Below are 14,915 nucleotides of genomic sequence, written 5' to 3' on the forward strand. Positions count from 1 at the left end.
AAGTTTGTGTCTTGATTAAATAAGATATGAATGTACGAAATGTTCCTCTTTTCGTACAGGATTAAATAATTTGTATATGCTTAATTGATAAACAAATAAAATATAGCGATAAACGTTAATACTTTTGAATTTGTATTACCTTTATTAAAGCCACGTAATAAAAAGTATATTCCAGCAGATACAGAAAATCTACAAAAGCTATTATCCATTGATGAAATTTATATTCTATTCGATACTGCTCTGTTTGCTATTGTCCATGCCAACGCAAGCCCAAGAATCGCTTGACCGCAAAAATGATGGAACTATCATTATTGAGGATTTTGAAAATGATCCGGTGGGTGAGCTTCCACAGCGCTGGTACGATCGGGATGGAAATAAAAAATTAATTAATCACACGAAAGATTTTTCTGAACATTATTTATACAAGATTCGAAATAATGGTAACAACAAGTTTTTACGGTACCAGGGTGTTACTGCCAAACACATTAGTTTCCCTTTAATTAATGAGGATAAGGAGAATATTTATGACATTAATTTGTATGAAACTCCTATCCTTTCATGGAAGGTGCGGGCGCATAAACTTCCTGAAGGTGCAAACGAGAAATCAAACGATCGCAACGATTCGGTAGCCAGCATTTATGTTGTCTTTGATATGGGGCGCGTGGCCCTGGTTAAAAAAGTACCCAAATCAATCCGCTATACCTGGAGTTCAACCTTGCCCAACGGTGAAACAGGTTCCAAACTGTTTGGAAATCAACAGATTATGGTAGTTAAATCGGGCGAACAGGATAAGGGGGAATGGGTGGCCTTTGAGCGAAATTTAGTGGAAGACTATCGACGAATGTTTGGAGATGATCCGCCTAAGAATCCTATAGCCATTCTGATACTCAGCGACGGTAACAGCACAAATAGTTATGTCAAAGCTGATTATGATGATATCATGCTGAAACCGGAGAAGTAATCTTCCTATTCATTATAGATATTTTTATAAAATGATTAACTTCATCGCTTCTCAAAAAATAATGCTCTCATTTTAATGGAAAAGATTCTCCATTTCTTCCGTCCTCTTTTAAAGTTTAATGCCTCGCATCCTTTTTGGGTATTGGGTATTGCTATACTGTTTGCCGTTTTGATGGGCAGTTATGCTGTCCAGTTAAAGATAGATACGGACTTGGCCAATCTGCTTCCTGATAAAAATCCCCATGTGGTGGCTCTTGAAGAATTGCAGAATACCGTTGGTGGAGAAACCGCCATGGAAGTAGCCGTAAAGTCACCCAGCTTTGAAGATAACAAGCGCTTTATTGAAGACTTGATCCATGAAAGTTTGAAGCTATACGATGAGAAAGATGATCGCTACTTCTTTAAACGTGCCCAGTTTCGCAAAGAAACCGATTTTTTAGAAAATAACGCCCTTTATTTTGCGACACCCAATGAATTGGCAGATATCAAATCTTACCTCAGAGAAGAAATTAAAACGGCAAAGGAAGATGCCAATCCTTTTCTCGTAAATTTTGACGACGAGGAAGAGGAATCCTCAGAGGTGGGAGAGTTTGAGGATAGCTATGACGCATTGATACCTTCTGAATATCCCATCAGTGCTGATAGCACCATCGCTGTTTTTAAGTTGTATCCGACGGGTTCTAAAAGTAATCTAAGTTATTTGCGGCGAATGTTTGCTTCCTACGACTCGCTGCTGACTGAGATAAATCCACAGCAGTATAATGCTGAAATGGAGGTGGAGTACGGGGGGCGCTTGAAACGACATCTTTCCGAGATAGATTCTATTATGAGTGATGTCTTTAGTAGTTTTGCTTCGGGTATTTCAAGCGTTTTGCTGTTGGTGATGCTCTACTTTTCTTTCAAAAAATATATCAACTACCAGCGTGGTGGCAAAGAAGGGAAAGAGCATAATTTTTGGGAGCATCTATTGCGGTTGCCGGTGCCAATTTTAGTAATTGGCATACCGCTGGTAATCAGTCTTGCCTGGACGTTTGGTATTACCTACTTCGTGCTTGGCACACTCAACACCATGACATCGGTACTTTTTGTTATTCTTTTCGGGATGGGCATCGACTATGGCATTCACTATTACGCACGATATATTGAGTTCCGAGCTGGCGGAAAACCTATTATGGATTCGCTTATAGAAACCTATGAAAATACAGGCTCGGCTATTTTAGTAAGTGGCCTCACAACAGCTTTCTCACTCTTTGTGTTGATACTGGCGCAGTTTAGAGGCTTTTCTGAGTTCGGCTTTATTGCAGGTTCAGGCATTATCCTTGCCCTTGTTTCTATGCTCTTTATGATCCCTCCGCTACTTGTTGTTTTTGAACGTTTTGACTGGATTTTATTCAATGAGAAGGAAGAATCCGAGAGACAATCTGAAAATTTATTTCACCGATTCCCGTTTGCACGTTCTATTGTTGTAATGGGGCTGCTGATTTCCGTTGCCGTAGTATTTAATTATCAGCACTTACAATTTCAGTATGATTTTGGAGAGCTGGAACCGGAATTTTCCGAGTATGCCGAATTCAATAAATTGGAGAATCAGGTTTCCAGCTCAGATAAGCGAAATCCCGCATATATATTGGCAGATAATGAGGAGCAGGTTATTGAAATTTTAGAAAAGCTTCGCCATCGTATGGCCACTGATACCACAAGTCCCACTATTTTGGATGTGGAGGCATTGCCTGAACGTTTTCCACCTACTGATACTGCAGCTACTGCCAAGCTTCAAGAGATTGCTGAAGTACGTAAATTATTGAATGATCCGTTTCTTGTTGATCAGGAAGACGAACAGCTCGACAAGCTAAGAAGGGCTTCTCAGACCACCAAAAAGCTCAACATTAATCAGGTGCCAGACTATTTTAAAAGTCAGTTTGTAACCCAGGATGGAGATGTTGGTAATTTCGTAATGGTATATCCCAGCGTAGGATTATCGGACGGAGAAAAATCCATAGCCTTCAAGAACGATGTTGGCAGAGTAGAACTCGATAGTGGAGAGGTCTTTTATGCTGCCAGCACTTCAATTATTGCCGCTGAAATGCTGGAGCTTATGCGGGAAGAGAGCCCTTACATGGTGGCTGCTACTTTCATAATGGTATTCATTCTCATGTTAATCTCATTTCGATCTCTTCGGTGGGCGATCATTGCTATGCTTCCGTTGCTGGTTGGCTTATTACTGCTTTTTGCCATTATGATGTTTACCGACATGATGTTCAATTTCTACAACCTTGTTGTTCTACCGGCCATCTTGGGCATAGGGGAGGACAATGGAGTCCACTTAGCGCACCGCTATCGCGAAGAGGGCAGAAACAGTATGTGGGATGTCCTGTCGAGCACGGGTCAGCATGTCACTATAGGTTCCGTAACGACTATGCTTGGCTTTTCTGGATTATTGTTTACTAACCATCCGGGTCTGCAATCGCTGGGAATGATGGCCGTGATCGGTATCGGGATGACATTAGTTGCTGCACTCACCTTTTTGCCGGCTTTAATACAATGGCTTGAGGATACCGACTGGATTCGATTCTAGCGATTGGGAAGCACCTTTTCAGGAGAAAAGTGGAAAACCTTAATATTATAACCCTAAGTCTTCGACATTTAGTCTCTAATTTTCGGTGATTATTGCCTCCAGAAGGTTTAAGAAAAGATCAGAAGGACTGTAAATATTTCGAGTCGGCCAATAATCATCAATACCCATTTGCCGAAAACTGGGATTTGAGCATAATTATCTATTGGACTGAACTCTCCCCACCTGGGACCGATATTCCCCAAACAGTCGATACTTGCACCTATGGCAGATTGCATGTCATAACCCATCGAAGCCACGATTAGTGCTCCAAAACAAAAGACGATAGAATGAGGACGAAAAAAGCTTAGCACGGTGCGTTGAATATTGTAATCGATGGTTTTATCACCAATGCGGATGGGTAAGATGGCCTTGGGGAACAATCTGTTTTATTTCTCGGAATGAGTTGCGAATAATGATTATCCGGCGAATCATTTTTACACCGCCGCTTGTTGAACCTGCGCACCCGCCGGTAAAGAAAGTAAAAACAGAAAAAATGCGCCAAAGGAATGTCAGAGTTCATAGTCATCAGTACTAAACTCGGTTGTTGTGATTATCGGTACTGCTTGAAATGCCCCATATTGTATGACACCTCCAATGTCGTATCCGTCAAAAAGCCATAGAGTGACTTCCAAATTGCAACAGAAAAATATATTTATCGAATGTTCACTTAAATTCGAATTTTACCATAACGACTAGGTAGAAGCGAGTTATAATTTTTATAGTGTTAGCGCAAATCTTATCTTCTCTTCTTCGCATCATATACAAAATCTAACAAAATATATTACCGACTGTGAGAGACTCGATTAGGATTGCATCAGGACAAGGCTTTTGGGGAGATCTGCCCAACGCTCCTATCAACCAAGTACGAAAGGGACCTATAGATTATTTGGTAATGGACTATCTGGCTGAAGTGACGATGTCCATCATGCAAAAACAGAAATTACGTAATCCCGATTATGGATATGCCCGGGATTTTGTAGGAGTGGTGAGTGAAATCCTTCCTGATATCGCAGAAAAGGGGATAAAAGTAATTTCTAACGCTGGTGGTGTAAATCCCGAAGCATGCAAAGAACAAATTCTGGAAGCTATTGAGGAGCAGGGATATGAAGATATCAAGGTGGCGGTAATAGACGGTGATAACATTTTGAATGATCTTGATACACTTATTGAGGATGGCCATCCCCTGAATAACATGGAAACCGGTGAACCCATTACTTCGGTTAAGGATGAACTACTTAGCGCTAATGTATATTTTGGGTCGAGGCCTATTGTAGAGGCTTTAAATAAGGGCGCTGATATTGTGGTCACCGGACGTGTGACGGATACAGGATTAACGCTGGCTCCGATGATTCATGAATTTGACTGGTCATTTGAGGATTATGATAAAATGTCGGCGGGAACCATTGCAGGACATATTATAGAGTGTGGTGCTCAGGTCTCCGGTGGTAATTTTACAGACTGGGAAACAATAGACGATTTTGTTGATATAGGCTTCCCAATCATTGAAGCTAATTCAGACGGCAGTTTTTATGTAACCAAACATGAGGGTACAGGCGGATTAATTAGCGAAAAAACTGTAAAAGAACAGCTGCTCTATGAAATTGGTGATCCCACTGAGTATATCACACCGGATTGTATTGCAGATTTTACATCTATTAGCCTCGCACAAGTGGGATCGAACCGGGTTAAGGTATCCGGGATAAAAGGCCGACCTGAAACCGATACTTATAAAATATCTGCCAGTTATAATGATGGGTACAAGCTGTCATCCACATTGGTGTATTCCTGGCCGGGAGCTTTGAAAAAAGCAAAAAGAGCTGGGGAAATACTACAGGGCAGGGCCAATGCAATAGGACTTGAATATGATGACTTTAGAGTAGAATATGTTGGAGTAAATGGTTGTAGTGAGCAACCTCTTACTGAAGATCTTCTGGAAGCAGAACATGAGGAAGTACAAATGCGTGTTTCTCTTTCAGGGAGCAGTAAAGAAGATTTAAATCGCTTCGGAAAAGAAGTTGCTCCCCTTATCTTAACCGGCCCCAGCGGGGTTACCGGATTTGCGGGTGGACGTCCCAAAGCAAGCGGCATTGTAGCTTATTGGCCTGCTCTGTTGGATAAGGAAGCGGTTTCTCCAAGGGTTCGCATTTATTAGTGTTAATAGTGAATTAACTTAGAATTTTGGCGTAATATTTCGGATTTTATAACATTGAATATCAAATAGTAAAAAAGAGTATCTTATAAATGGTTATTGGAATTATTGGTGCAAGTATTTCGGGACTTATCGCGGGCCAGCGGCTGGCCGAAGCCGGACATGATGTTACTATTATAGAAAAAGATCGCTCTCTTGGTGGACGACTCAAAACAGTAGAGCTTGATAACCTGAAATTGGATGTCGGACTTACCCATTTTGATGTAAATACGAACACCTTTGGTTTTTTTGTGGAGAAGCAGCTAGAGAAGGGTACGATACAAAAATGGACGAAAGATTTTGGTCTTTACGATGGGAAAGAGGTTTTTGACGTTGATCCGAATTCCGATTCCCGCCAAATCTATACCGGAACGAACGGTCTTCAATCCTTAGCCGAGAGTATGAGCCGTTGGGTCGATATCAAGTCGGAAGAGAAGGCGGGAGGGTTGACGTATATTGGTCCGGATCGCAGTAAAAAACGTTCTTGGATGATTAATCTTACAGATATCAGTGTTTTTGAATGCGATGCTGTAATTATTGCCACCTCTGCTGTAGATGCTTATGGAGTATTGCAAACGGCACAAAACAAAACGGAAACGCGTCGGATAATTCGGCATATTGATGAAGTTCGATATGATGGTTGTTTTTCATTGGCAGCAACCTATAACGACCAAGAGGTACCAAGTTGGAAAGGTATTGAATGCGAAAAGAGTTCTGTAAAATGGATTAGTAATGAGTCTTCGAAGCTAGGTGTTGATCAAAAAGCAATTGTATTACAATCTACCCCCGAATTTTATCGCCAACATGCACAGCAAAGCGAGGAAGAGATAAAAGAGCTTCTTCTTGAGGAGGGCTCTAATATTTTAGGATCTTGGGTCCGAGCTCCTCAGTCTGCTTATCTTGAGAACTGGAAGTATTTTAAAACAAAGAATCCTATTAATGAATATTTTATGGAGTTGGAACTCGAGGATGCTCCGCTTGCGTTAATAGGAGACTACCTGGGCGGTTCTTCTCTAGAGAACGCCTTTATATCAGGGTATAACCTGTCTGAATATTGGAAAAAGAAATACACTGAAGTTACCGCATAATAATTACTGTAAAATAATCTGAGAGAGTCAGATAGAAAAATAGGAAGGTCCCGTGGGGTCGCTGCGAAAGCTCAATCAATATTTTAAAAAATATAAGGGAACCATTATTCTTGGTTCTCTTTTTCTAACCGCTTCAAATTTCTTTTTGATTTGGATACCGGTATATCTGCGACGTACGGTGGATGAAGTTTCCAATATTAACATCGAGGAATCTCCTGATTCTTTTGATACCATTTTCGAAGTACTTTTTGCCAGCAGCGCAAGCTGGGTGCTGGCCCAAAATGCTTTGTTGCTTGTAGGGGCCGTTCTTCTGTCTGGATTTTTATTATTCGCTACCCGCCAAACGCTGATTGTTGCTTCCCGCAAGATTGAGTTTGATTTGCGTAACGATATTTTTGATAAACTGTTAAAGCTCCCACAGCGCTTTTATAGCAATTATGATTCGGGGGAAGTCTATGTACGGGCAACAGAAGATGTATCCAAAGTACGAGAATATTTTGGTCCGGCGTATATGTACACGATCAATACGTTAACGCGTATGGGTTTTATCATCACTATGATGATTATTGTAAGCCCTGAGCTGACGATGTGGGCTCTGCTGCCGCTTCCATTCCTCTCTGCGTTTGCTTATTGGGTAAGTGGATATATAAATGACTATTCTCGGATTATACAGGAGCAGTATTCTGCGATAGCAGGACGAGCTAAGGAATCATTTTCAAGCATCCGGTTGATTAAAGCCTATAACCGGGAAGATTATGAGAGGCAGCGATTTGAAAATGAAAGTGAATCGTATCGAAAGAAAAAGTTGCGTCTTGACCTAGTTGAATCGCTTTTTCATCCTACGCTAAACTTACTGATTGGCTTATCGGTGGTGATTGTTGTTTGGAAGGCGGGGCAGTTGGTAATCGAAGGTCAACTAACCGTTGGAAACATTCTTGAATTTATTGTGTATGTAGCTTACTTGACGTGGCCGGTGGCTTCATTGGGATATACCGTTAATCGCTTCCAACAGTCAATGGCGTCTTGGAAAAGAATAGATCAGGTATTAACTGAAGATGTCAAAATTGAGGATAAAGCATACACCGATCAGGCGATAAGTGATATAGAAGGTTCGATAGAATTTAACAATGTATCATTTAAGTACCCCGGGGCCGAAGAGTATGCATTAAAAGATGTAAATCTTAAAGTAAAGGCGGGACAAAACGCGGCTATTGTTGGACGAACGGGAAGTGGAAAAACTACGTTGGTAGAATTAGTTCCACGACTGTTTGATGTCACTGAAGGAGAAATTTTGATAGATGGAAAAAATATAGAATCCATTCCGTTGCAATTACTTAGAGAAAGTATAGGCCTTGTGCCACAGGACACTTTTTTGTTTTCTGATACTATTGGAGAAAATATCGCATTTGGCACAAATAATGCCTCAAAAGACGAAATTGAAGAAGCCGCTGAAAAGGCCCAGGTACGCGACAATATTTTGGAATTTGATAAAAAATTTAAGACCATATTAGGAGAACGAGGTATTACTTTGTCAGGCGGACAAAAACAAAGGACCGCCATTGCAAGGGCCTTGATTCGAGATCCTAAAATTATAATACTCGATGATTCGTTAAGTGCAGTAGATACTAAAACTGAAGAGGCCATTCTACAACATCTCAGAAAAGAGCTTAAAGGAAGGACAACTCTAATGATAAGCCATCGCATCTCAACGATAAAAGATGCGGATATCATATACTATCTTGAAGATGGCACAGTTGTAGAACAGGGAACTCACGAAGAATTACTTGAACGAGAAGGTCGATATTCAGTGATGTATAACAAGCAACTAATTGAACAGGAGTTGGCTGAAATTTAACGAATGAAAAAAATAAATAGAATCAACAACGAACAAAGATTGATTGTTTGACCGCAATCTAATCTAAAAATACAAAGAGGTATCACAATGATTATTGTACCATTAGGTGTCGGTTCTGCTACACCAACGGCTACGCGTCACCTTTCATCAGTAGCTGTATGGAGAGAAGGCAGCGTTTACTTATTTGATTGTGGGGAAAATGCACAAATGAGGATGCTGCAAGGTGGATTAAAACGTTCACAAATCGATTGTATCTTTATCTCGCATTTTGACACAGATCACTATTCAGGGCTTATCGGTTTACTTTCAACGCTTCAGCTACAGCGAAGAGATCGTGAATTAACCATTGTTGGCCCAGAAGGGATAAAGAAATTTGTAGAATGGAATTTTGATTTTGCGAACATAGATATCAACTACCCGCTCAACTTTGTTGAGGTTGAAGAAGGTTTTGAAGAAGAGCGTGTTGTTGATGAAGATGAGTTCTATGTTGAAGCACGCCCGCTTAATCATACCAAATTCTGTATGGGGTATCGGTTCCAGGAGAAGGATAAACCCGGAAAAGTTGATGCTGAAAAGGCACAAGAACAAGGCATTAGCGAAGATTGGCAATACAAAGAATTAAAAGCTGGCAACGATGTTGAACTCGATGACGGTACGGTTGTGAAATCAGCAGATATTGTCGGTCATCCCCGTCCCGGTGATAGCTTTGCCTACATTACGGATACCAAATATTGTCCTAATTCTGTGAAATTGGGTATGAATACCAATGTCCTTTTCCATGAGGCTACATTTAGCGAAAGCTTGTCTGAAAAAGCTGAGGAAACGGGCCATTCTACCGCGAAAGATGCGGCGCGGGTTGCAAACGAAGCTAAAACAAAGCTATTGGTAATTACACATTTCTCAGCCCGTTACACCAATGAATATGTTCTGCTTCGCGAAGCTCGCGATGATTTCTTTCCAACTTGGGTTGCCACTGAATTACGACCGATCTTTACTGATCCGGCTCATGAAAAGGGAATTATACAGCCTAAGGTTTATTTGAAGGAGATCAACCAAAACAAAAATAACGGCGACAATAATAGTGGTAATGGCAGATCTTCCTCTTCGGATAAAAAGAAGCGCGGTCGAAAAAAGAAAAAGCGATTCCGAAAACGGAAAAACTATTCGGGGAAAGGAAAAAAATCCCGAAGTAAGTACAGCAAAAGCAGTGATAGTGATTCCGGAAATAAGAAAAAACGCAGAACAAAAAGCAGAAGTAAGAAGGATAAAAACAATAATAATGGAGGTAACAATAGTAATCAGCGTCAGCCTAAGCAGATTACTCCGCGTACCCCATTTGATGATTTCGACCGTTTCTAAACAACCTGTAGTGTGAGCAATTCAACAACTGATAAAGCCGTCGATTCTGATCTTCTTCGGCGGCTTTATCAATTTATTCGTCCTTATCGATGGTACGTATTACTGGGCATTGCACTTACTTTGAGTGCGGCCTTCATGGGAACGGTACGTCCCAAACTTACCCAAATCGCCGTTGATGAATACATTCGCAATAAGGATTTCCAGGGGTTACTTTGGATCGTATTATTGCTTGTAGGGGCTCTGGTCGGTGAGTTTTTACTGCTCGTTGCTAATACTTATTTAACTCGTTGGTTTGGACAGGGAACACTGTTTAATTTGCGTAATGCCGTGTTTCAAAAGATTCAGTCGCTACATGTGCAGTTCTTTGATAAAAATCCCATCGGCCGCTTGATTACTCGTACCACCAGCGATATCGAAGCGCTGAGTGATCTTTTAAGTGATGGAGTAGTCAATATCATCGGGGACATGTTTCGCATTTTCTTTATCCTGTATTTTATGTTCAGCATGAGCTGGGAGCTGTCCTTGGTTGCAATCTCAGTATTACCCATCTTGTTTTATGCTACCTTTGTTTTCAAAGCAAAGGTGCGGGTTTCATTTCTTAATGTTCGTGATCAGATATCCCGATTAAATTCTTTTGTTCAGGAGCATATCAATGGCATGGACATCGTCCAGCTCTTTAACAAAGAGGAACGGGAGCGTGAGAAATTTAAGGATATCAATGCTGCTCATCGCGATGCCTATATCGAAACGATTTTTTACTTTGCCATCTTCTGGCCACTGGTAGAAATTATTGCCAGCCTGGCAATGGCTTTGGTGATTTGGTATGGCGGTGGTCGTGCCTTAATGGGGCAGGTAACCTTTGGAATTTTGCTGGCTTTTGTGCAATACGTGCGAGATTTCTTTCGGCCAATACAGGGACTTTCAGAAAAGTTTAACACCCTGCAATCAGCACTGGCATCATCAGAACGAATTTTTAATGTGTTGGATACCGAGAATAAGATCACCGATCCCGATGACCCGGAACATATTAGCGAGGTTCAAGGTGGAATCGAGTTTGAAAATGTGTGGTTTGGTTATAACAAAGAGGAGACGGTATTAAAAGATGTTTCCTTTAAGGCCAAGCCGGGAAAGACCATCGCTTTTGTAGGGGCAACCGGGGCCGGAAAATCAACGATCATTAATTTGCTGCTTCGGTATTATGATATTGATGAAGGAGCTATAAAAATTGATGGAAAAGATATCAGAGATCTGACTTTGCAAGAACTGCGCTCTAATTTTGCGTTGGTATTGCAGGATAATGCGCTTTTCTCTGGCAGTATCATGGAAAATATCACACTTGGGAATCCCAAGATATCAAAAGAAGAAGTTATTGCTACTTCTCGCGAAATTGGGGCTGATGCATTTATCAATAAGCTTCCCAATGGATATAATTATGAGCTTAGTGAGCGAGGAAAATCTATATCGATGGGACAGCGACAACTCATCTGCTTTATTCGTGCGATGGTTTATGATCCCAATATTCTAATTCTTGACGAAGCGACATCCAGCGTAGATTCTGAGACGGAAGAGACGGTAAATAAGGCGTTTAAAAAGTTAATGGAAGGGCGAACCTCTATTGTGATTGCTCACCGTTTGTCAACCATACAAGGTGCTGATAAAATATTAGTCATGCATAAAGGGGAGATTAGAGAGCGAGGAACGCACAGTAAGCTGGTTGAAAAGGAAGAGGGAATTTATCGTAAGCTTTATGAATTGCAATATAAAGATGAGTTGCTGCCGACAGTGAAATCGGAATAGCAATCACTGATTTAAGGTTTTGAGAACTTCTACAAACTGATCAATTTCAGTTTCGGTATTGTAATAATGGACCGATACTCTAATAAGTGTAGAGAGATTTCTTTCCTTCATATCTAACAGCGTACTGCTTTTTGATGAAGTACTGACGTTGATCCCCTTTTCAGAAAAATAATTTTTTACTTCCTGGGCAGATACCGAATCCACGGTGAAAGAAACAATACCTCCTTTAATGTTCCCTATATCGTGAAGGGTTACCCCGGGTAATTCTGACAGTTCCCAGCGCAAATTTTCTGCCAGCTTGGTGATACGTTTCCAGATTTGCCAGATCCCAATGTCACTCGCATATTCTACGGCTTTTTTTAATCCAATAATTCCGGCATAATTCATTTCCCAGTTCTCAAACCTTCGTGCATCGCTACGGATTTCATAGTCGTTTTCCGATGTCCATTCGGCCGCATGCAGATCAATAAAAGGAGGGAGGAGCTTTTCAATTTTATCACTTGTAACGTATAAAAAACCGGTACCCCGAGGACCACGTAGATATTTTCGTCCAGTCGCCGACAGCATATCACATCCGATTTTTTGAACGTCAACAGGATATTGGCCAACCGACTGACAGGCATCCACTAAATAGTAACAGTCGTGGTTTTGAGTAATGTTACCAATTTCTTCAACGGGATTAACGAGTCCACTGTTGGTGGGCATGTGGGTGATGCTTACAAGCTTGACGTTATCATCCATCATGTTTTTGAGTGCGCTTACCGACGTTTGACCCTGTTCGTCATTGGGAATAACCTCAATTTTGATAGCTATTTGCTCCTTAAGTCTTAAGTAGGCAAGATAATTACTTGCATATTCAGATTTTGAAATCAGAATTCGATCTCCTGTGCTAAAATCAATCGAAAAGAAAGCCATGTTCCAGGCAGCTGTTGCATTTTCAAGCAGGGCAATTTCGTCAGGGTGAGCTTTGATGAATTTTGCAATAGTAGTATAGGTCTGTTCAATAGATTTCCTGTTTTTATGAGCCGTCTCGTATCCTCCATGCGAGGATTCCTCATGGAGGTACCTTATAATACTCTCCGAAACAACATGCGGCATTAGTGAAGCACCGGCATTATTGAGATGGATGACATTTTGAGTACCGGGAGTATCTTTTCTAATTCTCTCAATATTCATAACAGAGTATTATTACTAACTAAGTGATCTACGTTTTGGATTTGATTGAAGTTGTCCATAAAAAAACAGGAAGGGAGATATATACTGAAAGGGTGGGGCAAATAAAAAAGGCGATGTTATACACATCGCCTTTTAATAGTAAGATAAATAAATGTTTAGTTTCCAAATCGTTTTAGAAACTCATCGTAGGCTTCTAATGCAGCCTCATCTTCGCCCATTTCATCGAGTGTTTCAGCTCGTACGATCATGGCTTTCTGTAGATAATCCTGATGCTTATTGGAATCTTTGAATCTGCTAATAAGCTCTGCACTGGCATCGAGCAGCATAGACGTGTCATCTTCATCAAGTATCAGATCGAATCTTCTGCAATGAATTTCATCGATTTTCTCTTTCATAAGCAGTTCAGAATTCGAGTCTAATCTATCAATAATAGTATTGTAAAGTGGCAGTAGCTCATCAGAAGCAGCATTTTTCTTTTCTAATATATTAGCCTTGAAGAGCATTGCTCGTGAAGCCTGCTCATAGAACTCCTCGTTATTTGACTCTTTGAAACGACTGATTACTGAATTCAAAGCTGGCAGGGCATCATCATGTTTGTCAAGCTTTAAGAATGCTATGGCTCGGCGGATAACAGCACGTTCTACAGACTCTTTAAAGTCAGTATTTTCCTCATTGTCGTACCGATCAATAATTTCTTCAAGTGTTGGAACAAGCTCTTCCCATCGCTTCATCTTGTGGAGTAAATCTGATTTTCGAAGCAATGCTTTTTTTACGAATTGATGTTCCTTGGTCACATTTGGCATAGCGTTAGTTGATTTCGTTGCTTGAGACATAGGTAATTCAAGATCAATGGGAGGAATGTCAGCATTTTCATTTTCCATAGTTGTTTCAGAGTCAGAGGAGGTTGAATCGGATTCATGATCTGATTGTTCGTCTTTATCAAGATTTATATCGTCCCCGTCTTCCAGATCATTACTATTGTCAATATCTGTGGAATCTTTTTCCTCTACATCCTCAAGAGTTTCAGAAAGTTCTTCGGATGCAGAATTTTGTTCGTTTTTCTCTTTGGTTTCAGTAGACATATCAGTTTCCTCCTCAATGTTTGTAACAAATTCCTGAATAGATGGATCTTCTTCTTGATTTTTGTTTTCAGGAGAGTTTTGCGATTGGTTGTTTGGAACTTTAAAAGAATCCTCTTTTGAATCTGATGATTCAAAACTGCTTAAGAAATCATCGATATTATTTTCACTTATCTCTTCTCTTTTAACCTGTTGGTCGTTATTGTCGCTCTCGGTGTGATTCTTGGTATGTTCACTGCCATTATTTTTACCACTATTCTCAGTTGCTTCCACTGATGCAACTTCTGCAGCAACTTTGTCTTCATTTACTCCACCATATAAAACTTCGTCAATAGTAGATACCCCAACATGAGAGACAATTTTTTCAAATGTACCCGATATGTACTTAATGATAAGGTCTGTTTTTTTGTCTTGAAAATAGTTTTCAAAAACCTCTTTAATTTTTCCCGGTGGCTGTTGATGAATATCGGGATGCTCATCAAAAATTCCTTCGTAGGCAGTAACAAGACCTTTCGCTAATGCAGTTTTTGTGGTCTCAGGGTTTTTAAATTCTTCAAAGTATTTCCCTGGTCTACCATCGTTATCGATGATAGAAAAATCCTTTAAAATCCGTATTACCAACAGATCATTAGGATCAGAGTACTCAAGGCGTTCCAAAAGATCGCTATTAACTACGATATCATCGTCATCGTAGTTAACCAATGTTTCTATAATTGGTGCGAAGTTCTTTGTGTTCACTAAAAAAGCTTCTGATACCTTCATGAAATTAATTAGTTGGATTTTCTTTAGATGTATTTTC

At 40.4% G+C, this 14,915-nt stretch carries 10 protein-coding genes; 7 read left to right on the forward strand and 3 right to left on the reverse strand.

The window, feature by feature from the left end; genetic code table 11:
- Positions 1–211 precede the first annotated feature (211 nt).
- Together ACT3IB_RS01440 and ACT3IB_RS01445 are read left to right on the forward strand one after the other, a co-directional pair.
- Positions 212–961 (forward strand): DUF3047 domain-containing protein, encoded by a 750-nt coding sequence (locus ACT3IB_RS01440; RefSeq protein WP_491537238.1) that lies wholly within the window; start codon positions 212–214, stop codon positions 959–961.
- A 75-nt stretch (positions 962–1,036) separates the two neighbouring features.
- Complete coding sequence (locus tag ACT3IB_RS01445) at positions 1,037–3,535, forward strand: efflux RND transporter permease subunit (RefSeq protein WP_491537239.1); 2,499 nt, start codon at positions 1,037–1,039, stop codon at positions 3,533–3,535.
- 107 nt (positions 3,536–3,642) lie between these two features.
- On the opposite strand, the gene ACT3IB_RS01450 is transcribed toward ACT3IB_RS01445, so the two are convergent.
- A complete protein-coding gene (locus ACT3IB_RS01450; RefSeq protein WP_491537240.1) occupies positions 3,643–3,954 on the reverse strand; it encodes a potassium transporter TrkG in 312 nt (103 codons plus the stop codon).
- Between the two features lie 410 nt (positions 3,955–4,364).
- Here ACT3IB_RS01450 and ACT3IB_RS01455 point away from each other — a divergent pair, with 410 nt between their 5' ends.
- The 5 genes from ACT3IB_RS01455 to ACT3IB_RS01475 all read left to right on the forward strand — a co-directional run bounded on the left by ACT3IB_RS01455 (position 4,365) and on the right by ACT3IB_RS01475 (position 11,861).
- Positions 4,365–5,726, forward strand: coding sequence for an acyclic terpene utilization AtuA family protein (locus ACT3IB_RS01455; protein WP_491537241.1), 1,362 nt, complete (start codon positions 4,365–4,367; stop codon positions 5,724–5,726).
- Between the two features lie 89 nt (positions 5,727–5,815).
- The gene (locus tag ACT3IB_RS01460; protein ID WP_491537242.1) at positions 5,816–6,850 is read left to right on the forward strand and encodes an NAD(P)/FAD-dependent oxidoreductase; all 1,035 of its coding nucleotides are present in this window, start codon (positions 5,816–5,818) and stop codon (positions 6,848–6,850) included.
- A gap of 52 nt (positions 6,851–6,902) precedes the next feature.
- Positions 6,903–8,705, forward strand: a complete 1,803-nt coding sequence (locus ACT3IB_RS01465) for an ABC transporter ATP-binding protein (protein WP_491537243.1) — start codon at positions 6,903–6,905, stop codon at positions 8,703–8,705.
- Positions 8,706–8,792: 87 nt separating this feature from the next.
- A complete protein-coding gene (rnz, locus tag ACT3IB_RS01470; RefSeq protein ID WP_491537244.1) occupies positions 8,793–10,064 on the forward strand; it encodes a ribonuclease Z in 1,272 nt (423 codons plus the stop codon).
- A 12-nt stretch (positions 10,065–10,076) separates the two neighbouring features.
- Positions 10,077–11,861 (forward strand): ABC transporter ATP-binding protein, encoded by a 1,785-nt coding sequence (locus ACT3IB_RS01475; protein ID WP_491537245.1) that lies wholly within the window; start codon positions 10,077–10,079, stop codon positions 11,859–11,861.
- 3 nt (positions 11,862–11,864) lie between these two features.
- Here the strand turns inward: ACT3IB_RS01475 and ACT3IB_RS01480 are convergent, their stop codons facing one another.
- Positions 11,865–13,037 carry an aminotransferase class V-fold PLP-dependent enzyme gene (locus ACT3IB_RS01480; protein WP_491537246.1) on the reverse strand — a complete coding sequence of 391 codons (1,173 nt, stop codon included), beginning with the start codon at positions 13,035–13,037 and terminating at the stop codon, positions 11,865–11,867.
- A gap of 155 nt (positions 13,038–13,192) precedes the next feature.
- Positions 13,193–14,878 (reverse strand): DUF5343 domain-containing protein, encoded by a 1,686-nt coding sequence (locus tag ACT3IB_RS01485; protein WP_491537247.1) that lies wholly within the window; start codon positions 14,876–14,878, stop codon positions 13,193–13,195.
- Between the last annotated feature and the right edge of the window lie 37 nt (positions 14,879–14,915).

The organism is Fodinibius sp. GM21 (genome assembly GCF_058386955.1).